Source organism: Cellulomonas sp. URHE0023, from assembly GCF_000688475.1.
GTDB lineage: Bacteria > Actinomycetota > Actinomycetes > Actinomycetales > Cellulomonadaceae > Cellulomonas.
Window position 1 is genome coordinate 1,489,744 of sequence record NZ_JIAN01000005.1, and the last position, 23,869, is coordinate 1,513,612.

Here is a 23,869-nt window from a genome sequence, read left to right on the forward strand (position 1 = left end):
ACGCTCCGCGCGGGATCGACCCGACGGTGCGATGCGCACCGAAGGGCCGACCCCGAGAGGAGCTCGGCTCAGGCGTAGACCTTCGCCACCCACTCCTGCCAGTCGGCCGTTGTCGTCTCGGAGGGCGCCGCGTCGGTCGCGAAGTCGTGGACCGCGATGCCGACAGGTGCGCCGTAGGCATTGCGGCCGAAGAACCGGATGAGCGCGGTGTCCGTTCTCAGGCCGAGGAAGTTCGGCTCGGCATAGTCGACGACGACCGCCGAGTCGCCACCGGGAAGGCTGACCGTCGCCTCGGTGCCGACGGCCGCCTCGTCCGGCAGGCCGAGCGCCGAGCGCAGCGTGGTGAACCCGCCGGGAGTGTTCGAGGCGGCAGGGGCGTCCGTCGAGGAGTAGGTGACGGGACGCCGCGAGAAGTGCGTGAGGTACGAGCGCAACGTGGCCAGGTAGAAGTCCGTGTGGGCGCCTGCGCCGTCGTACTGGTTGTCCCAGTCGTCGACGAAGACGCCGGAGTGCACGTACCGCAGGTGGGTGCGACCGTCCGGGAGCGGCGTCAGCACCTCCTCCACCTGGTTGAACCAGCCGTCCGGCCCGTCGTTTCGGCCCACGAGGTGGTGGGGCGGGTCCCAGGCGGCGACGACCCCGTCGAAGGGGGCCTTGCCGCCGGTGCGGGGCTCGTACTCCATCGGCCAGAGCCAGCCGCCGATGCCGGTGGTCAGGGCATCCCAGACCTCCTCCGGTGAGGCGTCGATGTCGTGCTCGCGGACGATCTCGAAGTCGCGGGACATGTCAGTTCTCCTTCTCGTTGGTCTCGATTGCTTGCCTGGAGGTGTCTGTGGACGGGGGCAGCCCGTCGCCCGTGGGCTTGAGGGCGGGGTGCAGCGCGACGACCAGCCGGTGCTCGCGACCGCCGGGTGCTGCGGGGTCGTCGTACTTCTCGACGAGGTCGCCGAGCGCGACGGACAGCTCGTCGGCGAACGACGCGCGCGAGGCCGCTGACGAGAAGCGGACCGTGCCGTCGACCGCGTACGTGGCGAGCCGCTGGCCCGCCTGCTGGGCGCCGGCGAGCATCGTGCCGACCTCGTGCACCAGCCGTGCGCCGAGCGCGAGCATCCACTGTGCGGACAGCTGGTCGCGGAGGCGTTCGGGGTCGGGCGCGACGGCGGGCAGTGCGACCGGTGAGATCACGTACGAGGCGGCCGTCGCCTGCAGCACGCGCTCCTTCATGTTGCCCTTGTGGCGCTCCTCGACCAGCACGACCAGTCCGTGCTTCTCGAGGGTGCGCAGGTGGTAGTTCGTCTGCTGGCGGGACAGTCCGAGCGGTCCGGCGAGCGAGGTCGCGGATCCGGGGGTGCTGAGTGCGGCCAGGATGCGCGCGCGGTTGGGGTCCAGTGCGACCTCCGCGACGGCGGCATCTTCGATGACGGTGACGTCCAACATGTCTCCACCGTCGCACCGAAAGAAACTGGTGTCAAGAAAGAAAGTCTTTTCGGTGAGCGTTAGCGCGAGCGAGGCTTCGAGGGGTCCACCGACTCCGCGATCTCGCAGGCGGCGACCGCGGCGCCGCCGGTCGACGACGGGGAGCCCGGTTCGACCGCGTCGTGCACGTGCTCGGAGGCGTCGCCACGCAGCGTCCGCAGCGCGGCCAGCGTCGCGATGACCGCCAGCACGGCCGCGACCACGACGACGAGGAACCCGGCGTGCGAGCCGGCAGCGTCGATGCGTGCACCCGCGATGGACGACCCGATCGACACTCCGACGCCCAGCGACGTCCCGACCCAGGTCAGCCCCTCGGTCAGTCGCGCCCGAGGCACCAGCTCCTGCACCAGGCCGTTGCCGTTGATGAGGGTCGGCGCGATCGTGAAGCCGACCACGAACATCACCGCAGCCAGCGCGACGAGCGACTGCACGAAGAAGAAGGCGCAGACGCCCACGGCGAGGAGCACCATCCCGTTGGCGAACCGCAGGTAAAGAGGCCGCTTCCACTGGCGGGTGCCGTACAGCAGCCCGGAGATCAGCGAGCCGAGGGCGAAGACCGCCAGGATCACGCCGGCCAGACCCTTCGAGCCGGACTCGTCGGCATAGGCGACCGTGGACACGTCCGTGGCGCCGAAGATCGTGCCCATCGCCACGAACACGATGGCGAGCACTGCCATGCCGGGGTTGGCCAGCACCGACCCCCGTGGACGTGGCGAGCCGACGGGCGCGGACGGCGGCTCGGTCGACCGCAGGGACAGGAACCAGTAGCCGCCCGCGATCATCGCGACCAGGGGCACGACCAGTCCCGCGGTGGGTGCGACGCCCGTCGCCAGAACCGTCGCGAGGACGGGGCCCACGACGAACACGAGCTCGTCGAGCGCGGATTCCAGCGAGTACGCGGTGTGCGTCCGGTGCGGGTCCTCGCCTAGCAGGGCGGTCCACCGGGCGCGGACGAGCGACCCGAACGACCCGATGGCCGCACCCGTGATGACCGCGCCGACGAACAGGAACGCGGAGGGCGCCTCGAGCAGCGCGGCCACGATGAGCCCCACGAGGCCGAACGCGGCGGTCGCGACGGCCGGGCTCATGATCCGGGCCTGCCCGTGCCGGTCGATGAGCCGCGCCAGCTGCGGCGAGCAGACCGCCTGCGACACCACGTAGACGGCGGAGACCGCCCCGGCGAGCCCGTAGGACCCGTACAGCGAGGAGACCATGAGCACGATCCCGATGCCCACCATCGACATGGGCAGCCGCGCGAGCACGCCGGATGCGGAGAATGCGAGCGCCCCGGGTCGCGTGAGGATGTCGCGGTAGGGCGAGAGCATGTGGTCAGTGTGGCACCGGGGCTATCGCGGGGCGCGCCCGATGCCCCACCATCGGGTCATGACGGATGTGCAGGTCAGGGATGCCCCCGGTGACCACCGCTTCGAGGCCGTGTCACCCGAGGGCGTCGTCGTCGCGTTCTCGATGTACGACGTGGTCGGCACGACGGTCGTGTTCACGCATACCGAGGTCGACCCGCGGTTCGAGGGTCAGGGTGTCGCGAGCACCCTGGTGAAGTCCGCCCTCGACGCGGTGCGCGCGAGCGGCCAGGACGTCGTGGCGTACTGCCCCTACGTCAAGGCGTGGCTTGCCAGGCACCCGGACTACCAGGACCTGGTCAGGGCCGCCACGAGCTGACGGAAGCGAGCTCGGGAGCCCGCCTGGTCAGGGAGCTAGCCGCCCAGGGCTGCCGAGACCACGTCCTTCGCCTCGGACTGCACCTGCGCCAGGTGCTCGGCGGAGATGAACGACTCCGCATAGATCTTGTACACGTCCTCGGTCCCGGACGGCCGGGCGGCGAACCACGCGTTCTCCGTGGTCACCTTCAGGCCGCCGATCGACGCGCCGTTGCCGGGCGCCTCGGTCAGCCGTGCCGTGATCTCCTCGCCTGCGAGCGTCGTCGCAGTGACCTGCTCGGGCGTGAGCTTCGCGAGCGTCGCCTTCTCCTCGCGCGACGCGGCTGCGTCGACGCGGGCGTACCAGGACTCGCCGAACTCCGCGACGAGGTCCCGGTGGTGGGCGGACGGCGACTTGCCGGTGGTTGCCAGGATCTCCGACGCCAGCAAGGCCGGCAGCATCCCGTCCTTGTCGGTGGTCCACACGGAGCCGTCCTTCCGCAGGAACGACGCTCCGGCCGACTCCTCGCCGCCGAACCCGACCGACCCGTCGACGAGCCCGGGCACGAACCACTTGAACCCGACGGGAACCTCCAGCAGCCGCGCGCCGAGCCTGGCGGCCACCCGGTCGATCAGGCTCGAGGAGACGAGCGTCTTGCCGATCGCGGTCCCCGCGCGCCAGCCCGGCCGCGCTCCGCCGTACAGGTAGGAGATCGCGACCGCGAGGTAGTGGTTCGGGTTCATCAGGCCGTCGGGTGTGACGATCCCGTGCCGGTCGGAGTCCGCGTCGTTGCCGGTCGCGATGTCGAACGGCGGCGGGTCGCCGGCCATGCGCTCGACGAGCGACGCCATGGCGTACGGCGACGAGCAGTCCATGCGGATCTTGCCGTCCCAGTCGAGCGTCATGAACGCCCACCGCGGGTCGACCGACGGGTTCACCACGGTCAGGTCGAGGCTGTAGTGCTCGCCGATCGCACCCCAGTACTCCACGGACGCGCCACCGAGCGGGTCGGCGCCGATCCGCACGCCGCCCACCCGGATCGCCTCGAGGTCGATGACGTTGGCCAGGTCGGCCACGTAGGAGGACAGGAAGTCGTGCCGCAGGGTCGTGTCCGCGGCGAGCGCCTCGCTGATCGAGACCCGCCGCACGTTGCGGAAACCGGACCGCAGGATCTCGTTGGCGCGGTCCGCGATCCAGCCCGTGGCATCGGAACCTGCAGGGCCACCGTCCGGCGGGTTGTACTTGAAGCCACCGTCGCGGGGCGGGTTGTGCGACGGGGTCACGACGATGCCGTCCGCGAGCCCCGGGCCCTGGGTCCGCACGCCCTCCGACGTACCGGCACCGTTGTGCCGCAGGATCGCGTGAGAGACGGCGGGGGTCGGCGTGAACGAGTCTCGGGCGTCGATGTGCACCTCGACGCCCGCCGCCGCGAGCACCTCGAGCGCCGACGTCCACGCGGGCTCGGACAGCGCATGCGTGTCACGGCCGATGAAGAGGGGACCGTCGGTGCCCTGGCTGCGTCGGTACTCGACGATCGCCGCGGTGATGGCGACGATGTGCGCCTCGTTGAACGCGGTGTCCAGGGCCGAGCCGCGGTGGCCGCTCGTGCCGAAGACGACGCGCTGCGCCGGATCGTCCAGGTCGGGCTCTCGGTCGTAGTACGCCGCGCCGAGCGCGTCCAGGTCAACGAGGTCGGACGGCTGGGCGAGTGTTCCGGCACGCGGGTCCATGCGTCGATCCTCCCCCACCTCGCGTGAGCACGCACCCCCCGACCTGCAGATACATCGAGCGCCCACGGTGCCCGGTAGCCTGGTGGGCATGGCCAAGAACACGTCCGACTTCGTGCTGCGTCCGTTCGAGGGTCTTCCCAGCGAGCCCGACTGGGTCGCTCTCAAGGAGCTCGTCCCCGCGGCGACCGCGACGGCGCGGACGACGAAGGAGTTCGGCGCGGTCGACGTGCTGGTCACCACGGTGCTGCCGACGAGCTGGCCGGCCCTGCACCGCGCGGACGGCACGATCCTGCTGGCCCTGCAGACCACGAGCAGCTCGGGCGACACGAGCCGTGACCTCGCGCACGCCCTTCTCGAGGCCATCGACTCCGAGCCAGGCACCGCCGTCGAGACGATCGGCCTCCCGGAGCCCGGCCCGCGTCTCCAGGACGTGCTGGACCTGTCCGTGCCCTTCGTCGTGACCATCGAGGAGTCCTTCGGCTACTGGCTGGACCCCGAGACGGAGCGCACGCCTGACCTGGTCGCGGCGATCGAGGAGGCCGATGCCGGGATCATCGACACGCGCAAGCTCGACGCCGCCGACGCCGCGTACTGGTGCCGGATGGGCGCCCGCGAGTTCCTGCGCTGGGCCCAGCCGCTCGAGGAGCAGGTGGTCCTGGACGGGCTGTCCCGCCTGCACGGCGCGCGTCAGTCCGGCTTCGAGGGCGCGAAGTTCGTCGGCTACTTCCGGTCCAGCGGGCTGGTCGTGCCCGTCTGGGAGCTGGCCAGGGGCTCCGAGGCCGAGGACATCGAGGCGCCGCTCGCCGCGTTCAAGGACGCGTTCCTCGCCGCGATCGCGGACACCTCGCCGCTGGACGCCAACGCCCGGCGCGCCCGCGCCGGACTCGTCGCCCGCCAGGTCACCCTCCGCTGACACCACCGGGTGAACGGGGCCGCACAGGGCCTCCGAGGCGGATTCCGGTGAGCGAGGATCGATAGGGTGAGTCGTGTGACACGCAAGGGCGGAAGGGCCGCCACCTCGAAGGCGGAAGCCGCTGTGCGGGCCGGGTCGAGCGACGAGGCCGCGGACGAACCAGCCGCCACCTCAAAGGCGGAAGCCGCTGTGCGGGCCGGGTCGAGCGACGAGGCCGCGGACGAACCAGCCGCCACCTCGAAGGCGGAAGCCGCTGTTGCGACGGGTTCGACCGACGAGGCGACGGACGAACCAGCCGATGGCTCCTCAGACCCCGCGACCGTGGCTCCGGCACCTGCGCCGGTCGTGAGCGAAGCCCGCAAGGCCGCGACGGACGCGCGCAAGGCGGCCGCGCACAAGGCCCGTCAGCGCGTGGCCGTCATCATCCCGGCGAAGGACGAGTCCCGACGGATCGCTGCGACGGTGCGCTCGGCGCGCGCGATCCCGCATGTGGACCTGGTTCTCGTCGTCGACGACGGCTCCGAGGACGACACGCAGCACGTCGCCCGGGAGGCCGGTGCGGTCGTCGTCCGGCACTCGCACAACCGAGGCAAGGCGGCGGCGATGGAGACGGGTGCGGCAGTGGTCGCGATGCGCGACGCGCCGGACCGCCAGCCGCGGATCCTGCTGTTCATCGACGGCGACCTCGGTGAGACGGCCGTGAACACCGCCCCGCTGGTACCGCCCGTCTTCGAGGGTCACGCGGACCTGGCCATCGCGTTGCTCCCGCCCCAGCCCGGGGCCGGTGGACGCGGCGTCGTGGTGGGCGCTGCACGTCGGGCGATCGCATCGATGACCGGCTGGACCCCGACGCAGCCGTTGTCGGGCATGCGCTGCCTGACGCGCGCCGCCTTCGAGGCTGCGACGCCGTTGGCCCGCGGGTGGGGTGTCGAGACAGGCATGACGATCGACCTGCTGCGCGCGGGCTTCCGGGTGATCGAGGTGCCGTGCGAGCTGCGCCACCGGCCGTCGGGCAGCGACCTCAAGGGTCAGATGCACCGTGCCGCGCAGTACCGCGACGTCCAGCTGGCGGTCAGCGCCCGGCGGGTCCGGCGCGCAGCCGGCGCCGTGAAGCGCACGGTCACGCCGAGCACGGGCCAGCCGCAGACGCACCGGTAGGCCGCCCGCGGGCGAACCGCGGCGGCGTCAGCGCGTCGGCGCGGGCGTCGGCTCGGCAGGAGCCTGCGCAAGCTCGTCGGGGACAGTGCCCTCGGGTGCGCCGAGCCGCCACTGCGCCGCGGCCGCGACGAGGCACGGCACCGCGAGGGCGATTCCCGTGGCCGGGACGACGATGCCGGAGTCGTTCATGAGGAACCCGAGACCCAGGGCGGCCGCGATCGAGGCGACCGCGGGACGCAGAAGAGGCACCGCCTGACGGAGCCCGGCCATCGAGCCGCCGGTGCCCATGAGTGCGCCGCGTCGCGGCCGGCCACCCGCGATCACGAGCCACGTCAGCGCGACGCCGCCAATCGCCAGCACGAGGTAGCGCCACGACGTCAGGACGCGCAGGTTCACGGCGATCTTGCGGCCCACCACGTCCGCCAGCCCACCGTCGAGCACGGTCGCGAAGAACCGCCCCAGGTGCGTGCGGTCCTCGGGCGGGCGGAGCCAGTCGAGCACCGCGAAACCACCCACCACGACCGCTCCGACGACGGCGATCAGCAGCAGCGCCTTCCAGTTCACCTTCCTGCCGCTCACGACGATCGTCAGCATCGCGAAGGCGAGGATCAGCGCCGGTGGGCCGCCGAAGTCGCTGCCGAGGCCGGGCGTGCCGTCGACGACGACGAGCAGCAGCCCGAGCAGGGCCACGAACCACGTCGCCAGCCCGCGCCGGCCCCGGCGCAGGAGTGGGTCCGCGACGGCGACCGCGAGGAGCAGACCTGCGGCGGTGAGGAGCGCGAACGCCTGGTTGCTCATCCCGTAGAACCGCGCCGCGAGGATGCGGTGCGCGCCCATGGGCGAGTCGATGACCAGCGTCGAGCCGGTGCACGCGTCGACGACGAGCACCGCGACGGTCACCCCGGAGACCAGGCCGGCCGGGCCGAGCAGGTTCTTGCGCCACGGTCCGACGAGCGCAGCGGCGGTGATCAGCGCGATCCAGCCGACGAGCGTCCACCAGAACGCGTTCACCGGCCGGTCGGCGCGCCACCACGGGACGACGTTCGTGAGGAACGACGCGACGGGGGCGGCGGCGAGGGCCAGCGAAGCGACCCACAGGATGCGGAGTGCCGGACGCAACGGCCGGGCGTCGGAGCGCCCCTTGCGGGTCAGGATGATCGCGGCGGCGAGGAAGAGGACCGCCTGGACGAGCACGAGGCGCGTCGAGTAGGAGGCGCTGACCCGAGCGATCAGCGAGGAGTGACGCTGCGTGTCGACGAGGTAGGCGAGCCGCCCGATCGCCGTGGCGGGTCCGGCGGTGGGCAGGATCTCCGCGCCGGTCAGCGACGCCGCCGCGTCGTCGAGCCCGATGCCGTCCAGGAGGGTCGGCGTGACGTCGACCGACTGCACGAGCCCCTTCTGCCGGGTCGACCCCGACGTCAGCAGGTCCTCCGAGTACTCGGTTCCGTTCGGGGCCAGGCCTGTGGCGGCGGCGAGCTGCAGGGTCGCGCGACCTGAGTCGGCCAACGAGACGACGAGCACCGTCGCGCCGGACCTGCGGGCCCCGACGAGCGCTGCGCCGATGCGTTCGTCCATCGCCTGCACCTGCGACCCGCGGGTCGGCTCCGTGATGGCGTCGGGCCCGGTGACCTCGGGCTGCGGATCGGTGATGGTGCCGTCGAGCCCGGGCTGCGGGGCGTCGGTCGCGGTCGGGTCCGCCCGGGTGGTCGTCGCGTAGCCCGGGTCGCGGATCGTGCCGGCGTCGAGCACGACCAGGGTCGAGGTTGCGAGCGAGTCGCGCACCGCCTTCGTGATCCCGGACTCGGTGGCGGGCAGGCTCGTGTGCGTGCCGACGACGTGCCCCGTGCTGTCGGCCAGAGCGATCGCGGCGCCCGGACCGAAGCCGGTGACCGGGGTGCCCGCACGGGCGAGGACGTCTCCCAGCATCCCGGGCTCGGCACCGTAGGACCCGGACCCGGCAGCGTCCACGAAGTCCGCCCAGCCAGGCACGACGCCGTCGGTGCTGGGCCCGCGCAGGGTCCGGCAGGTGCGGTCCGCGGCGGGCGCGTCTGCGGCGCGCGTGCCGGTCGAGACGACGAGCCAGCCGTCGACCGGGCAGGACCGGGTGGCCACGCTGCGGGCGGCCACCAGGCCGATTGCACCCTCTCGGGACAGGTTCCACAGCGCGGGCGTGGTCAGCGTCGTGACGTCGTCCCAGCGCAGACCTGTGACGCCGACGAGGAGGACCGGGGGTGGGCCGTCGCCGGGATCCGATGCGGCTTGGGCGGGAACAGCCAGCGTCAGCGCGGCGACGCCGCTGACCACGAGGAGCACCAGGGTGCGCAGGAGCCGACGCCGAGGCGCGCGAACGTGATCAGGGGTCGGCACCGTTCCAGCCTACGGGCGCACTACCCTCGGTCCGGGCGGGGCGCAGAGATCTGCGGCACACCGTCACCACATCGATGCAGGAGGACCCAGCGATGACGGACGCACTGCCGCGGTACGCCTACCTCGGCCCGGCCGGCACCTTCACGGAGGCGGCGCTGCGCCAGGTCGTCGGCGCTGACGAGAGTGTGGACCTGCCCGTCCCCGACGTCGCCTCGGCGATCGAGGCCGTGCGCACGGGGGCCGCCGACTTCGCCGTCGTCGCCATCGAGAGCACGGTCGAGGGCGGGGTCACGGCGACGCTGGACAGCCTGGCTGCGGGCAAGCCGCTGGTGATCCTGCGCGAGGTGCTGGTCCCGGTGCAGTTCACTCTTGCGGCCGCGCCGGGCGTCGCACTGGCGGACGTCCGGCGGATCTCCGCGCACCCGCACGCGTGGGTCCAGTGCCGGCACTGGCTGGCGGCGCACCTGCCCGGCGTGGTTCACGTGCCCGCAACCTCGAACACCGCTCCCGCGTCCCTGATCGCCTCCGGGGAGACGCCGCTCAGCTTCGACGCCGCCCTCGTACCGCCCGCAGCCGTCTCGTTGTACGACCTCGTGCCGCTCGCGGAGGGCATCGCCGACAACCCGTCGGCGCAGACCCGCTTCGTCGTCGTCGGAGCTCCCGGGACCGTGCCGCCGCCCAGCGGGGCCGACAAGACGACGCTCGTGGTGCACCTGCCCGACAACGAGGCCGGTGCGCTGCTCGCGATGCTCGAGCAGTTCGCGGTCCGCGGCGTCAACCTGTCGCGGATCGAGTCGCGTCCGATCGGCGACTCCCTCGGGCGGTACTCGTTCTCGATCGATGCGGAGGGCCACATCACGGACGAACGCGTCGGCGAGGCCGTCATGGGCCTGCGGCGGCGCTGCCCCTACGTCCTGTTCCTCGGCTCCTACGCGCGCGCCGACGCGGTCGCGCCGACCGTCCACCTGGGCACTGCGGACCAGGACTTCGTCGTGGCGCGGTCCTGGTTGGCGGCGCTGCGCAACGGTGAGGCGACCTAGACCGCAGCGACCCGCACCACGAGCGCCCCGGGGTCGACGCGGGCGCTGAGCTCGGCCACGCGACCCACCACGTCGCCGTCGACCTGGACGTGCTCCCCACCCTGGACGACGAGCCGGACCTCCTGCGCGCGGGTGTGGTCGATGCGGCCGATCTTGGCGGGCAGGTCGTTGCGGACGCCGACGCCCTGCATCATGACCTCGCCCCACAGCTGGGCCCATCCCGCGATCCCGGCGCGCGTGTCGATCGCGGCGATGTCGAGCCAGCCGTCGTCGAGGACCGCGTCCGGCAGGAGCGTGATGCCGCCCGGCAGCTTGCCGCAGTTGCCGATGAGCAGGCTGCGCAGCCGGGCGGACCGCATCGGCTGGTCGTCGAGGCGCAGGTACATGCGGGTGCGTCGGCCGTTGAGGTGCTTGAACCCGGCCACGAAGTACGCGATCCACCCGACCCGTCGCTTGAGCTGCTCGTCGGTGTCGGCGACCATCGCGGCGTCGAACCCGAGGCCGGCGATGACCAGGAACAGGTGGTCACGCTGTGCCTCGTGCTCGGGGTCGGCGGTGCCGCCGTCGACCTCGGACTCCCAGGTGATCACCTTGAGCCAGCCGACGTCGATGGTCCGGTCCCGCCCGTCGACGGCGATCCGCAGGGCCTCGATGGGGTCGCTCAGCGGAAGGTCGAGGTTGCGGGCCAGCAGGTTCCCGGTTCCGAGCGGCATGAGCCCCATCGGGATGCCCGTGCCGACGAGCCCTTCCGCGACGGCGCGCACCGTGCCGTCGCCGCCGATCGCCACGACGACGTCGGCGCCCTCCGCCACCGCCTTGCGGGCCTGCCCGACTCCCGGGTCCGCGACCGTGGTCTCGTACCAGAGCGGTTCGGGCAGGTTGCGCTCGCGGCGGCTGCGCTCGATCGCCGCCCGCAGCCGCGCCACGTCAGGCTTGGACGGGTTGGCGACGAAGGCGACGAGCTGCCCGGTGGCCTCGACGTCGCGCGCCAGCTGGAGCGCCCGCCGGCTCGCCCCGGACCGGGGCGACTCGATCCGTCGGCGGAGCTCGGTCGTGCGCAGCCACAGCACAAGCGCCAGCAGCGCAGCACAGACCAGCGCGATGCCGAGGCCCACCACGGCCCACGCCTCCCACGTCATGGGCCGAATCTACGGCCCCGCCGAGCGGATGCATCAGTCGATACCCGGCGTGGCCCATCGCTTTCGGGAGTCGCTATGTCGGTGTGAGCGGACCTGGGCCGGCGTCGCGGGGGCTCGCGTGGGACACGGTCGGGGTCCTTCGCCGGGGGTCGGTAGGGTCGGGGGGTGATCGATCTGCGGCTCCTGCGGGAGGATCCTGACGTTGTCCGGGCGAGCCAGGTGGCGCGTGGCGACGATCCGCACCTGGTCGACCAGGTGCTCGACGCCGACGCGCGACGGCGGTCCGCGTTGACCGACTTCGAGACGCTGCGCGCCGAGCAGAAGTCCCTGGGCAAGCAGGTCGCGCAGGCGCAGGGTGACGAGAAGCAGGCGCTGCTGACCCGCGGCAAGCACCTGGCCGAGCAGGTCAAGGCTCTGCAGGCCGACGCCGACGCGGCCGAGACGCTCGCCACGGAGCTGAGCCGTCGCATCTCCAACGTCGTCGAGGACGGGGTCCCTGCGGGCGGCGAGGACGACTACGTCGTGCTCAAGCACGTCGGTGAGCGCCGAAGCTTCCAGGACGAGTTCGGCGCTGACTTCGTCGTGAAGGACCACCTCGAGATCGGTGAGGGGCTGCGCGCCATCGACACCGCGCGCGGTGCCAAGGTGTCGGGGGCGCGGTTCTACTACCTGACCGGGATCGGCGCGCGGCTCGAGCTCGCGCTGCTGAACGCGGCCGTCGACAAGGCGCTGAGCGCCGGGTTCACACCCGTGATCACGCCCACGCTGGTCAAGCCCGAGATCATGGCGGGCACGGGGTTCCTCGGCGCACATGCGGACGAGATCTACCGCCTGGAGGCCGACGACCTCTACCTCGTCGGGACCAGCGAGGTGGCACTCGCCGGCTACCACTCGGGCGAGATCCTGGACCTGAGCGACGGCCCCAAGCGCTACGCAGGCTGGTCCGCCTGCTACCGGCGCGAGGCCGGCTCCTACGGCAAGGACACCCGCGGCATCATCCGCGTGCACCAGTTCCACAAGGTCGAGGCGTTCAGCTACACGACGATCGAGGACGCCGCCGACGAGCACCGCCGCATCCTCGCGTGGGAGGAGGAGATGCTCGCGCTCGCGGAGCTGCCCTACCGCGTCATCGACACGGCCGCGGGCGACCTGGGCTCCAGCGCAGCACGCAAGTTCGACTGCGAGGCGTGGCTGCCCAGCCAGGAGCGGTTCCTCGAGCTGACGTCGACGTCGAACTGCACGTCGTTCCAGGCGCGCCGGCTCGGCATCCGGGAACGCACCGCTGACGGGTCGATGAGGCCGGTGGCGACGCTCAACGGCACCTTGGCGACCACGCGCTGGCTGGTCGCCCTGCTCGAGAACCACCAGCTCGCGGACGGGTCGGTGCGCGTCCCGGTCGGTCTGCAGCCGTATCTCGGTGGCCTCGAGGTGCTGGAGCCGGTGCGATGACGCGGGCCGGCCTCCTCGCGCTCGACGTGGACGGCACGTTGATGACGTATGACGGGGTCATCTCGGCGGGTGTGGTCGACGCGGTCGGTCGGTTGAGGGATGCAGGCACCCACGTGGTGCTCGCGACCGGGCGTGGTGTGCACTCCGCGGTGCCGGTCGCGACGGAGCTGGGGCTCACCGAGGGCTGGATCGTCTGCTCGAACGGCGCGGTGAGCGCCCGGATCGACCCCTCCCGACAGCACGGCTACGAGGTGGTGCGCACGACGACGTTCGACCCTGGCCCCGCGCTGCGCGCGATCGTCATGGAGCTGCCGGACGCGCTGTACGCGGTCGAGGACCTCGGCGTCGGGTTTCGGGTCTCGGGCGACTTCCCCGACGGCGAGCTGTCCGGCGAGCTCGAGCGCGTCACGTTCGACGAGCTGGCCGAGACCCCGGCCACCCGCGTCATCATCCGGGCGCCCAACAGCAGCCCCGACGACTTCCACGCGGTCGTCGCGCGCGTCGGCCTGCACGAGGTCGAGTACGCGGTCGGCTGGAGCGCGTGGCTCGACCTGACCCCCGGCGGCGTCTCCAAGGCGAGCGCACTGGAGGAGATCCGCCGTGAGCTCGGCGTCGAGCCGCACGCGACCGTGGCGATCGGCGACGGGAGCAACGACGTGCAGATGCTGCGCTGGGCCGCGCGCGGCGTCGCCATGGGGCACGCCCCGGAGGGCACGCGGCTGGCCGCCGACGAGGTCACCGGTGGCATCGAGGACGACGGCGCGCTCCCGGTGCTGCTGAGCCTGCTCGTCTGAGGCGCGCCCGCGCGTGGCCACGACGTGGTCGCGTTGACCTAGCCTGAGCCGGTGCCCGCCCCGCTGCTGTTCGCCCTGTCCGGGTTGACGCAGTACCTCGGAGCGGCGGTGGCCGTGCGCGTGTTCGGCACGCTGGCTCCGGCCACGGTCGCGTGGTTGCGGATCACGATCGCTGCCCTCGTCCTGCTGCTGTGGCGTCGACCGTGGCGGGCGCGCGGGCTGTGGACCTGGCCCTCGCTGCGCACCGCGATCGTGTTCGGGATCGTCCTGGCGCTCATGAACGTCGCGTTCTACGTCGCGCTGGACCACCTGCCGCTGGGCACGGCCGTGTCCATCGAGTTCCTCGGCCCGGTGGCCGTCGCGGCAGTGACCGGGCACGGCTGGCGCGACCGTGTGGGCATCGGGGTGGCGGCGATCGGGGTGGTGCTGCTCGCGGGCGTCTCGCTGAGCGCGGGGCCGGACGCGACCGTGGGCCTCGTCGCGATCCTGGTGGCGGCCGCGTGCTGGGCGGCCTACATCCTGCTGGGTCGGCGGGTCGCGCACGGGCGTGCGGGGGGAGTCACGGGTCTGGCGGTGGCGATGTCGGCCGGTGCCGTGGTGTTCGCGCCGTTCCTGTCCACGGGTGCGCTACCGGTCCTGCACGACGGGCGTCTCGCGCTGCTCGTGGTCGCGATCGCCGTGTGCTCCTCGGTCGTCCCGTACGCCATCGAGCAGGTGGTGCTGCGACGCGTGCGGGCTGCGACGTTCGCGGTGCTCCTCGCGATGCTGCCGGCCATGGCGGGGCTCGTCGGGGCGGTCGTGCTGCGGCAGGTGCCGCACGGGCTGGAGGTGCTGGGTCTGCTCCTGGTCACGGGCGCGATCGTGCTCACGGGTCTGGACAGCGAGGACCAGCTCGCCGACGAGGCTCCGACCCCCGCCTGACGTGCCTACAGGTACTGGCCGGTCGAGCCCTGCCGGTCCTCCTCCGTCGGCAGAGCAGCGCCCGGGCCCGGGGGCAGGGCCCGTCGCTGACCGCCGACCTGGATCTGGGTGCCCATCTGCTGCACGACGAGCGCGGTCTGGATCCCGTGGAACAGCCCTTCGAGCCAGCCGACAAGCTGGGCCTGCGCGATCCGCAGCTCGGCGTCCGACGGCGCCTGGTCCTCGACGAACGGCAGCGTGATCCGGTGCAGCTCCGCGACGAGCTCGGGCGAGAGGCCCTCCTCGAGCTCGGCGAGCGAGCGCTCGTGGATCTCGGCCAGCCGGATGCGGGCGGCGTCGTCCAGGGGAGCGCTGCGCACCTCGTCGAGCAGCTGCTTGATCATCGTGCCGATCCGCATGACCTTGGCGGGCTGCTCGACGAGACCCGACACGTCCTCGACCTCGGCCTCTGGGTCGTCGGGCGGCTTGACGACGACCACGCGCGGTGCCTGCGGCTCGTTCTTGCTCATCTGGGCATTGTGTCCGACGCAGGAAGATCCGCCCACCGCTGCCCGTCGGAACCACCTCTACCGGCTCGTTAGGGTTGCAGCATGGCCTGGCTGACAACCCCCGCCCACGCTCGTTGGCTCGAAGCCGAGACCGACCGGCTCCTCGACTTCGGGCTGCGGAGCGTCGTCCCGGGCGGGTTCGCCCGGCAGGACGAGTCGGGTGAGCCGGTGGACGGCCCGCTCGAGCTGTGGATCGCGTGCCGGATGACGCACGTCTACGCGATCGGCCACCTTCTGGGGCGCCCCGGGTCGGCGGCTCTGGTCGACCACGGGCTCGACGCGTTGCGCGGCGCGTTCCACGACGACGAGCACGGTGGCTGGTTCGCGCAGGTCTCCCGTGACGGAACCCCGGTCGACCCGGACAAGGCGGCGTACCCGCACGCCTTCGTCATTCTCGCGACGTCCTCCGCGACCGCCGCGGGACGCCCCGGCGCCGGCGAGCTGCTCGACGAGGCGCTGGCCGTCTCGGCGCAGCACTTCTGGGACGACGAGGCCGGCATGTCCGTCGAGCAGTGGGACCGCACGTTCACCACGCTCGACGGCTACCGCGGCGTGAACGCCAACATGCACACGGTCGAGGCGTACCTGGCGGCGGCAGACGTGACGGGCGACAGGGTCTGGCTGACGCGGGCGCTGCGGATCATCGAGAAGGTCGTGCACGGCTTCGCCGCAGGGAACCACTGGCGCATCCCGGAGCACTTCGACACGCAGTGGAACCCGGACCTCGACTACAACATCGACGAGCCGGCGCACCCGTTCCGCCCGTACGGCGCCACGATCGGGCACTGGCTCGAGTGGTCGCGGCTCACGTTGCACGCCCGCGCGGCCATCACCGCCACGGGTGACGTCGCCCCGGCGTGGATGCTCACCGACGCGACCGCACTGTTCGACGCCTCCGTCGAGGAGGGCTGGGACGTCGACGGTGCTCCTGGGTTCGTCTACACCGTGGACTGGTCGGGCACGCCCGTCGTGCGTGAGCGCATGCACTGGGTCGCGGCCGAGGCCGTCGGAGCCGCCGCAGCACTGCACGCTGCGACCGGCGAGCAGCGGTTCGACGACCTCTACACGCAGTGGTGGGAGTACATCGGCGCGCACCACCTGGACCGCGTCGGCGGTTCCTGGTGGCACGAGCTGGGCACGACGAACGAGGTGTCACGCACCGTCTGGGCCGGCAAGGCGGACCTGTACCACGCCGTCCAGGCCACCCTCATCCCACGGCTGCCGCTCACCCCGGTGATCGTCCCCGCGCTCGCCGCCGGCCTCCTGGACTGAGACCGGTCCGCGTCACGGCAGCAGCAGCACCTTGCCGAAGGCCTCGCCCGACTCGAGGAGACGGTGCGCCTCGGGGGCGTCGTCGAAGGACAGCCGGGCGTGCACGACGGGACGCACCGAGCCGTCGGCGACGAACGGCCACACGTGCCGTCGTACGCCGTCCATGATCGCGACCTTCTGCTCGAGCGGTCGCGACCGCAGCGTCGTGCCGAGGACGGCAGCGCGCTTGGCCATGAGCGCAGACAGGTCGAGCTCCCCACGTCGTCCCTGCTGCAGACCGATGACCACGAGCCGGCCGTCGTCGGCGAGCATCGCAACGTTCTCCGCCAGCCCGCCCGCGCCGAGCACGTCGAGGATGACGTCGACCCCCTGACCGTCCGTCGCGGCGAGGACACGGTCGGACAGGCCAGGCAGACGGTGGTCGAACGAGTCAGCCGCACCCAGAGGCCCGAGGCGCGCCGTGCGCAGCGGCCCGCCTGCCGTCGCCAGGACGCGCGTGCCGAGCGCGTGCGCGATCTGGACCGCCAACGACCCGATCCCACCGGAACCTCCGCGGACCAGCAGCGTCTCGCCGGGCGAGAGCCGCGCCGCTCTCAGGTTCGACCAGACGGTGGCCACGGCCTCCGGAAGTGCTGCCGCGTCGATCGTCGCGACCCCGTCGGGGATCCGCAGGGCGAGACCGGCCGGGACGACGACGCGCTCGGCGTACCCACCCCCGGGCAGCAGGGCGGCGACCCGGTCACCGACCCGCCACCCCGACCCGGTCGCACCTGGACCGACGCGCAGGACCGTCCCGGACACCTCGAGCCCCGGCCACGGCGGTGCCTCCGGTGGTGGTGGGTAGTGGCCGAGCCGCTGCAGGAGGTCCGCACGGTTGACACCGGCTGCCGCGACCTCGACCGTCAGGTCCTGCGCCCCGGCCACGGGTTCGGGCACCTCTCGGACGTCCAGGACGTCGGGCCCCCCGGCCTCGGTGATCACGACCGCGCGCACGACGGCACAGTATCTGGCCTGTACATCCCTACACTTCGGCGTACCCCCGTGGGTTCCGATCGCCGTCTTGGCAGCCAGAACACACGTCCCGATAGCACACGTGGCCTCGATGTTGGGTTCAACTTCTCGTATCCCAGCGGGTGACGTCCATGGCAAACTCTGGCGGCGGGCTAATGGTCCGGTGTCCAACAGCCGATGACAGCCAACGGGACTCCTAGAGGGTCAACAGAAGGCTTGACCGGATCGACCTGGTGGAAACACCCGTTGTCGGAAGACGGAAAGGAACGACATGCTGCGACGGCTCGGCATTCGCGCCAAAGTGATGGCTGTCCTTGCCGTCCCCATGCTCGTGATCTTCGGATCCGGAGCGTTCATCTCGTACACCGCTCTCGCGGACCTCAAGAACGCCAACGCGGCCGAGGACGTCGTGCGGGTTCTCCAGCAGTACGCCCCCTTCGGTGTGGCGGTGGAGACCGAGCGTGTCCTCACGCTGAACGGCGGCTCGCCGGAGCGGATCGCCGAAGCGCGTGCAGCGACAGACGCCGCGCTCAACGCGGTGAAGCCGCTGACCGCGAAGATGGACCTCACCGAGTTCCCGCCGGCGGTGGTGAACCAGTTCCTGGAAGTCCAGAACGCTCACAACACACTGCTTCCCTCGGTCCGGACGCTCGCCGACATCGGTTCGGCACGTGCGCTGCTGCAGCGGAACTACTCGCAGATCATCCAGGGCCAGGTCGGGCTCGTGGAGCAGGTCGCCAACAGCTTCAGGAACCGCGACCTCGCGGCCTACATCACCGCGTACCGAGAGGTCTCGGACACCCAGGACAACCTGGTCGTCGAGCTCATCGACGGTGTGACCGTGCTGACCAGCAAGGGCGCGAACCCCTCAGTCATCCGCGCCTACGGCTCGCAGGCCGCGTCGACCGAGCTTGCCCGCTCCCGTGCTCGCGTCGCGCTGACCGGTCTCGGCATCGACTCGCTCGTCCTGCCGCCGAAGGACCCGACGTCCGCGTTCACACGTATGCGTTCGCTCCTCGTCGAGGGCGACCCGGCGACGTTCGGGCAGGTCGACCCGGCCACCTGGCTCTCCGAGGTCACGTCGCAGACGACGAACCTCAACGAGCTCAACGGCCGTGTGCTCGAGGCCGCCGCGACCGTCGCCGAGAAGGCCGCGACCGACGCCCGTAGCCGAGCGATCATCACGATCGGCCTCGCCATCGCGGCCGCCATCGTGTCCATGTTCTTCGCCTTCGTCATCGCCCGTGCCATCGTCGTCCCGCTGCGTCGCCTGACGGTCGCAGCCGGTGAGGTCCGCGAGCAGCTGCCGCGGCTCGTCGAGCAGGTGGCGGTCCCTGGTGAGGGACCGGAGATCACGCTCGCACCCATCCCGGTGACGTCACGTGACGAGGTCGGCCAGCTGGCCGCCGCGTTCAACTCGGTGAACCAGACGACCGTGCAGGTCGCCCAGGAGCAGGCCGCTCTGCGTGGCTCTATCGCGGAGATGTTCGTCAACGTCGCCCGCCGCGACCAGGTCCTCCTGAACCGGCAGCTGTCGTTCATCGACTCCCTCGAGCGCGCCGAGGAGGACCCCAGCACGCTGGCCAACCTCTTCCGCCTCGACCACCTCGCCACCCGTATGCGTCGTAACGCGGAGTCGCTGCTCGTGCTCGCCGGCATCGACTCGGGTCGTCGTCTTCGCGACTCGATGCCGCTGTCCGACGTCGTGCGTACCGCCTCCTCGGAGATCGAGCAGTACGACCGCGTCGAGCTCGACCTGCAGGTCGACCCGCACATGCACGGCTTCAACGCCCTCGGTGCGGCTCACCTTCTCGCCGAGCTCCTCGAGAACGCGACGGTCTTCTCCGAGCCGGAGACGCCCGTCACGGTCACCACCGGTGTCTCGGGCCAGTACGTGATCATCCGGGTCCTCGACCAGGGCCTGGGCATGAGCGACGCCGAGCTCGACGCCGCCAACGCGAAGATCGCGTCGACGTCCGCAAGCGACTCCCTGGGTAACCAGCGCCTCGGCCTCTTCGTGGTCGGCCGCATCGCCCAGCGCCTCGGCGCTGACGTGAAGCTGATGAAGGCGACGCACGGCACGGGTACCGAGTCGATCGTGCGCTTCCCGGCGACCTTGTTCGTCGCCAGCGAGTCCGCGATGTACAACAACGGTGCACCCGCCGCCCTGGCTGCCCCCCGCGTCGACCCGGGCATGCCCGAGATCGAGGCCCCGGTCGTCCAGGCCGTCGACCTCGCGGCGCTCACGGACGGTCAGACCTCGCTCGGTCTCCCGAAGCGCCGTGGCCGCGACGACGACGGGACGCACGACGAGGGCGCGATCCCCGTCACCGAGTTCCAGTCGTCTGCCGCTCTGCCGTCGCGCTCCAAGAAGACCTTCGACGAGGACAACCTCGTCCTGCCTGAGGCGCCCGACGGCCACATCGCACCGGAGATCTCCGCAGCCGCGCTGGGCTCCGACTGGGCCCCCAAGACCGCCGCCCCCGCGGGCGGTGGCCTGCCGAGCCGCAGCCGTGCCTCGACGCCGGCCTGGGCGACTCCTGAGGAGCCGACGCAGGCGCCCACCGCGGCCGCTCCGGCCCCCGCCGCGCGTGCCGGTCTGTTCTCCGGCTTCCGTGGTCGTACGCCCGAGCAGGTGGCTGAGGCTGCCGCGGCCGAGTCCGTCGACCCGACGCCCGTGCCGGCCGTCCGCGCCCCGTGGATGTCCGCTGGTGCGCACGCCGCTCCGGTCGAGGAGATCGTCGTCCCGGCGCTCGCCACCGAGGACGACTCGTGGGAGGCGCAGGAGGCCGAGCACCGTCAGGCCGCTTCGCAGGAGCCCGCAGCCGAGATCGTGGTCGAGGACTCCACCGAGCAGGGCGACGACGTCGCCGGCTTCGAGCCCGACCCGTCGTGGGCTCCGCCGAGCTCCGAGGACGCTCCCGCCTGGGAGCCGACTCCCGCGTGGGAGGCGCCTGCGGCCGAGTCCGTCGAGGCTCCTGCCGCGTGGCAGGCACCCACGGTCGAGGACGTCCCGGCGTGGGCACCTCCCGCAGCCGAGGAGACCGTCGCATGGCAGGCGCCCGTCGCCGAGCCGACCCCGGTCGCCGACGAGGCTGCCTGGGCACCGACCCCCGCCTGGGCGGCCCCTGCCGCCGAGACGGACGAGGCGCTCGAGGTCCGGCACTCCGGTGATGCGGTCTCCGCGGACACCGACGCCTGGGTTGCGCCGGTCGTGGACGTGAACGCCTGGGACCAGGCTGTTGCCGAGTCGCCCGCATGGGCGCCGGTCGAGGCGTCCGAGCCGGTCGAGGCGTCCGAGCCGGTCGAGCCCGTGGCCGAGGTCGCACCCGTCGTGGAGGCGCCTCGCAACGCGCCTGCCGCCGAGGTGGCGCCCGCTCAGACCTTCACGAGCTACAGCGGCTACGCGGGCTGGGCGGCACCTGCCGCCGAGACGCCCGCCGCCTACCAGCCCTTCGAGCGCACGCTCGACGAGGCACGCGCCTGGCACACCGGTGCGATGCCTGTGGTTCCTCAGCCGGTCGCGCAGGTCGAGCCTGTCGTGGCAGCAGCCTGGCCGGCCCCGTCCTGGGAAGAGGCTGCGGCGCCCGTCGCCGAGCCCGCGCTTCCCGAGCCGGTCGTCGTCGAGGCTGAGGAGCCCGCATGGGCCCCGGTCCAGCTCGAGGCGGACGAGGCTCCTGCCGACGTCGCCCCGGTCGCCGTCGAGGCACCCGCCTGGGCCGCGCCCGAGCAGGACGCACCGGCCTGGCCGGCGTTCGTCGAGGACCACCCGGAGGTCGAGCAGCCGACCCAGATGTTCACCCCGGTCGAGGCCGAGGCGGCCGTGACGGTCGACGAGCAGCCGGAGTTCGAGCCGACCTCGTTCGCACCGACCTACGAGCAGCCGTACGCGCCGTCGTTCGACCAGCAGCTGGCTCCTGTCGCACCGCAGGCCCCTGTCGCGCAGCCGGTTCAGGCCGCACCGCAGGCTCCTGTCGCGCAGCCGGCTCAGCCGCTGGCCGCAGCCCCCGGGTGGATCCACGACCCGTTCGCCACGGCGGCAGCGCCGGCAGCCCAGCCCGCCTTCGGCGAGCTGGTCCAGCCCACCGCTGCCGAAGAGGCGAAGGGTGGCCGTCGCTGGGGTCTGTTCGGCCGCAAGAAGGCCGACGCCGCAGACGCAGCCCCGGTCGCGCCCGTCGCCCCGGCCCCGGTCGCCTACGAGGCCCCGGCCAGCCAGGTCGCTCCGGTCCGCACGTCGGCCTGGACGGCTGAGGCTCAGGCCCAGGCCGCGCAGCCCGAGCCGCAGTCGTGGATGGCGTCGACCGACCAGTGGTCCGCTCCCGCGGCCCCGGTCCAGAACGCGTTCCCGGCGCCCACCGCGCCCCAGGCACCCGCCCAGGCGGCTGCCCCCGCGCACCCGTCGGCCGGCTCCTGGTCGCCGCCGGAGTGGAACGCCCGCGCAAACCCCGCCCCGCCGTCGACGGTCCCGCAGCCTGCGCTGCCGCCGTCGGTCGCACCGCGGATCGGCACGCTGGACGACGAGGTGGCGGCGATGCTCGCGCTACGCTCGGACATCCAGGAGCAGGCGCTCTCGGAGCTCTCCCAGCTGTCGGCCTACCGGCCGGCCGCGTCGGGTGGCTCTGCGGAGCGACTGACCAAGCGTGTCGCCCAAGCTGTCCCGGCGTCGACGATCGCCGAGGATGAAGGGAAGCCCGTCCAGCGAGACGCGGACCAGCTCCGCTCGCGCCTGTCTAGCTTCCAGTCCGGGACCAACCGTGGCCGTCAGGCCACCGATGACCCCACAAGCCAGAACGGCGCTAGCTGATGACAGACCTGTACCCCTCAACCGTCGTCCCAGCCCTGGTGACGTCCGACCCCGCAGTCATCGACTGCACCAGCAAGGAGGAAGTGTGACCGCGCTCAGCACCGAGGCAGCCAACTTCGGCTGGCTCCTGGACAACTTTGTCCGGACCGTGCCCGGCACTCGCCACACACTCGTGGTGTCTGCGGACGGTCTTCTCATGGCGATGTCCGAGCAGCTCGACCGCACCAGCGGCGACCAGCTCGCGGCCATCGTCTCCGGGATGTCATCCCTTACCCGTGGCGCAGCGCGCCAGCTCCGTGCGGGGGAGGTGCGTCAGGCCATCATCGAGATGGACTCACTCTTCCTCTTCCTCATGAGCGTCTCGAACGGCTCGGTTCTCGCCGTCGTCGCCGAGGCGTCCTGCGACGTGGGGCTCATCGGCTACGAGATGGCGATGCTCGTCTCCCGTACCGAGGCAACGCTCACCCCGCAGCTCATCTCCGAGATGCGCGGCCAGCTCCCCATTGACGGCGCCACGCGCGCTCCCGTGGCCTGAGCCGACAGGACCCGACGATGAGCGAGCACATCGAGTACGAGGCCAGAACGGTCCGGCCCTATGCCGTGACCGGTGGCCGCGTGCGCTCGGCGCGCTCCGACCTGCCTCTCGAGGCACTGGTCGAGGCGATGCCTGGCGCCGTCGCGAGTGTGGGGCTCCCGCCCGAGAAGCGGGCGATCCTGCAACACGCAGCGTCGAACTACATCTCGGTCGCCGAGCTGTCGGCCCTGCTCCACCTGCCTCTGGGCGTGATCCGGATCCTCGTGTCCGACCTCGCCGAGCAGAACATCGTGCGCGTGCACGCCTCACAGCCGGTCGAGGTCAACACCGGTGAGTCCCCTGCCTTGTCCCTCAGCGTGCTGGAGAGTGTTCTCAATGGCATTTCCGCCCTCTGACGCCGCTGTGGCCGCTCCGGCGGGCACGGCAGGAAGCGTCGCTCCCACAGTCGTCAAGATCGTCGTCGCCGGCGGCTTCGCCGTTGGCAAGACGACCTTCATCGGCTCCATCTCGGACATCGAGCCCCTCAACACCGAGGCCGCGATGACCGAGCACTCGGTCGGCGTCGACGACGCCGGCGGTGTGTCGGACCGCAAGACCACCACGACGGTGGCGATGGACTTCGGTCGCATCGCCCTGCCGGGTTCGCTCTGGCTCTACCTGTTCGGAACGCCTGGCCAGGACCGGTTCCTGTTCATGTGGGACGACCTGGTCCGCGGTGCCATCGGCGCCGTCGTCCTGGTCGACACCGACCGGCTCGACCAGTGCTTCCCGGCCGTCGACTACTTCGAGAGCCGCGGCATCCCGTTCGTCGTCGGCGTGAACTGCTTCGACGGCGTCGCCAAGCACCAGCTCGACGACGTCCGTGACGCCCTGGCGATCCCGGCGCACGTGCCGGTGCTCTACACGGACGCCCGGTCGCGTGCGGCCACGAAGCAGGCTCTGATCTCGCTCGTGCAGCTCGCGATGGAGCGTCTGCGGAGCCGATGAGCCTCTGAGCTCAGCTCGACCACGACAGCGGCCGGCCCTCCCGAGGGCCGGCCGTTGTTCGTGTCC

The 23,869-nt window shown here is 71.9% G+C and carries 20 protein-coding genes; 12 read left to right on the plus strand and 8 right to left on the minus strand.

Annotated elements, in window-relative coordinates:
* Positions 1 to 68: 68 nt before the first annotated feature.
* From N553_RS0107680 to N553_RS21665, 3 genes are read right to left on the minus strand one after another with little or no spacing between them, the layout of a single operon-like run.
* Positions 69 to 785 (minus strand): SRPBCC domain-containing protein, encoded by a 717-nt coding sequence (locus tag N553_RS0107680; protein ID WP_028046041.1) that lies wholly within the window; start codon positions 783 to 785, stop codon positions 69 to 71.
* Position 786: 1 nt separating this feature from the next.
* A complete protein-coding gene (locus tag N553_RS21660) occupies positions 787 to 1,437 on the minus strand; it encodes a helix-turn-helix domain-containing protein (RefSeq protein WP_034620849.1) in 651 nt (216 codons plus the stop codon).
* 59 nt (positions 1,438 to 1,496) lie between these two features.
* A complete protein-coding gene (locus tag N553_RS21665) occupies positions 1,497 to 2,801 on the minus strand; it encodes an MFS transporter (protein WP_051639897.1) in 1,305 nt (434 codons plus the stop codon).
* Between N553_RS21665 and N553_RS0107695 the strand changes: the two genes are divergently transcribed.
* Positions 2,800 to 3,156, plus strand: coding sequence for a GNAT family N-acetyltransferase (locus tag N553_RS0107695; RefSeq protein WP_369796681.1), 357 nt, complete (start codon positions 2,800 to 2,802; stop codon positions 3,154 to 3,156). The two genes, N553_RS21665 and N553_RS0107695, sit on opposite strands and share 2 nt — an antisense overlap.
* A 35-nt stretch (positions 3,157 to 3,191) precedes the next feature.
* Here N553_RS0107695 and pgm read toward each other — a convergent pair whose 3' ends face one another.
* Complete coding sequence (gene pgm / locus N553_RS0107700; protein WP_028046043.1) at positions 3,192 to 4,865, minus strand: phosphoglucomutase (alpha-D-glucose-1,6-bisphosphate-dependent); 1,674 nt, start codon at positions 4,863 to 4,865, stop codon at positions 3,192 to 3,194.
* 88 nt (positions 4,866 to 4,953) lie between these two features.
* Here pgm and N553_RS0107705 point away from each other — a divergent pair, with 88 nt between their 5' ends.
* Together N553_RS0107705 and N553_RS21670 are read left to right on the plus strand one after the other, a co-directional pair.
* The gene (locus N553_RS0107705; RefSeq protein WP_028046044.1) at positions 4,954 to 5,778 is read left to right on the plus strand and encodes a DUF5926 family protein; all 825 of its coding nucleotides are present in this window, start codon (positions 4,954 to 4,956) and stop codon (positions 5,776 to 5,778) included.
* Positions 5,779 to 6,123: 345 nt separating this feature from the next.
* Entirely contained in the window at positions 6,124 to 6,936 is an 813-nt protein-coding gene (locus N553_RS21670; RefSeq protein ID WP_051640030.1) for a glycosyltransferase, read from the plus strand.
* Between the two features lie 27 nt (positions 6,937 to 6,963).
* On the opposite strand, the gene N553_RS21675 is transcribed toward N553_RS21670, so the two are convergent.
* The gene (locus N553_RS21675; protein ID WP_197029946.1) at positions 6,964 to 9,303 is read right to left on the minus strand and encodes a hypothetical protein; all 2,340 of its coding nucleotides are present in this window, start codon (positions 9,301 to 9,303) and stop codon (positions 6,964 to 6,966) included.
* Positions 9,304 to 9,395: 92 nt separating this feature from the next.
* Between N553_RS21675 and pheA the strand changes: the two genes are divergently transcribed.
* Positions 9,396 to 10,343: a prephenate dehydratase gene (pheA, locus tag N553_RS0107720; protein WP_028046045.1), complete on the plus strand. Its 948-nt coding sequence runs from the start codon at positions 9,396 to 9,398 to the stop codon at positions 10,341 to 10,343.
* Here the strand turns inward: pheA and N553_RS0107725 are convergent.
* Positions 10,340 to 11,482, minus strand: coding sequence for a diacylglycerol kinase family protein (locus tag N553_RS0107725; protein ID WP_028046046.1), 1,143 nt, complete (start codon positions 11,480 to 11,482; stop codon positions 10,340 to 10,342). The two genes, pheA and N553_RS0107725, sit on opposite strands and share 4 nt — an antisense overlap.
* Before the next feature lie 165 nt (positions 11,483 to 11,647).
* On the opposite strand from N553_RS0107725, the gene serS reads away from it, so the two are divergent.
* Genes serS through N553_RS21680 form a run of 3 tightly spaced genes read left to right on the plus strand, consistent with a single transcriptional unit; the run spans position 11,648 to position 14,646 of the window.
* Positions 11,648 to 12,931, plus strand: a complete 1,284-nt coding sequence (serS, locus tag N553_RS0107730; protein ID WP_028046047.1) for a serine--tRNA ligase — start codon at positions 11,648 to 11,650, stop codon at positions 12,929 to 12,931.
* Entirely contained in the window at positions 12,928 to 13,725 is a 798-nt protein-coding gene (locus N553_RS0107735) for an HAD family hydrolase (RefSeq protein WP_028046048.1), read from the plus strand. The genes serS and N553_RS0107735 overlap by 4 nt, the downstream gene beginning before the upstream one ends.
* A gap of 51 nt (positions 13,726 to 13,776) precedes the next feature.
* Complete coding sequence (locus N553_RS21680) at positions 13,777 to 14,646, plus strand: DMT family transporter (RefSeq protein ID WP_034620850.1); 870 nt, start codon at positions 13,777 to 13,779, stop codon at positions 14,644 to 14,646.
* A 5-nt stretch (positions 14,647 to 14,651) separates the two neighbouring features.
* Here the strand turns inward: N553_RS21680 and N553_RS0107745 are convergent, their stop codons facing one another.
* Positions 14,652 to 15,155 carry a bacterial proteasome activator family protein gene (locus N553_RS0107745; RefSeq protein WP_051639899.1) on the minus strand — a complete coding sequence of 168 codons (504 nt, stop codon included), beginning with the start codon at positions 15,153 to 15,155 and terminating at the stop codon, positions 14,652 to 14,654.
* An 81-nt stretch (positions 15,156 to 15,236) separates the two neighbouring features.
* Between N553_RS0107745 and N553_RS0107750 the strand changes: the two genes are divergently transcribed.
* Positions 15,237 to 16,466: an AGE family epimerase/isomerase gene (locus tag N553_RS0107750; RefSeq protein WP_028046050.1), complete on the plus strand. Its 1,230-nt coding sequence runs from the start codon at positions 15,237 to 15,239 to the stop codon at positions 16,464 to 16,466.
* Positions 16,467 to 16,478: 12 nt separating this feature from the next.
* On the opposite strand, the gene N553_RS0107755 is transcribed toward N553_RS0107750, so the two are convergent.
* Positions 16,479 to 17,459, minus strand: coding sequence for an NAD(P)H-quinone oxidoreductase (locus N553_RS0107755; RefSeq protein ID WP_028046051.1), 981 nt, complete (start codon positions 17,457 to 17,459; stop codon positions 16,479 to 16,481).
* Between the two features lie 289 nt (positions 17,460 to 17,748).
* Here N553_RS0107755 and N553_RS0107760 point away from each other — a divergent pair, with 289 nt between their 5' ends.
* The 4 genes from N553_RS0107760 (at position 17,749) to N553_RS0107780 (ending at position 23,803) form a co-directional block, all read left to right on the plus strand.
* Positions 17,749 to 22,281 carry an ATP-binding protein gene (locus N553_RS0107760; protein WP_081844415.1) on the plus strand — a complete coding sequence of 1,511 codons (4,533 nt, stop codon included), beginning with the start codon at positions 17,749 to 17,751 and terminating at the stop codon, positions 22,279 to 22,281.
* 85 nt (positions 22,282 to 22,366) lie between these two features.
* On the plus strand, positions 22,367 to 22,816 hold the full coding sequence (locus tag N553_RS0107770; RefSeq protein WP_028046053.1) for a roadblock/LC7 domain-containing protein: 450 nt from the start codon (positions 22,367 to 22,369) through the stop codon (positions 22,814 to 22,816).
* Between the two features lie 17 nt (positions 22,817 to 22,833).
* Positions 22,834 to 23,211, plus strand: coding sequence for a DUF742 domain-containing protein (locus N553_RS0107775; protein ID WP_028046054.1), 378 nt, complete (start codon positions 22,834 to 22,836; stop codon positions 23,209 to 23,211).
* On the plus strand, positions 23,192 to 23,803 hold the full coding sequence (locus N553_RS0107780) for an ATP/GTP-binding protein (protein ID WP_028046055.1): 612 nt from the start codon (positions 23,192 to 23,194) through the stop codon (positions 23,801 to 23,803). The genes N553_RS0107775 and N553_RS0107780 overlap by 20 nt, the downstream gene beginning before the upstream one ends.
* Positions 23,804 to 23,869: the final 66 nt, after the last annotated feature.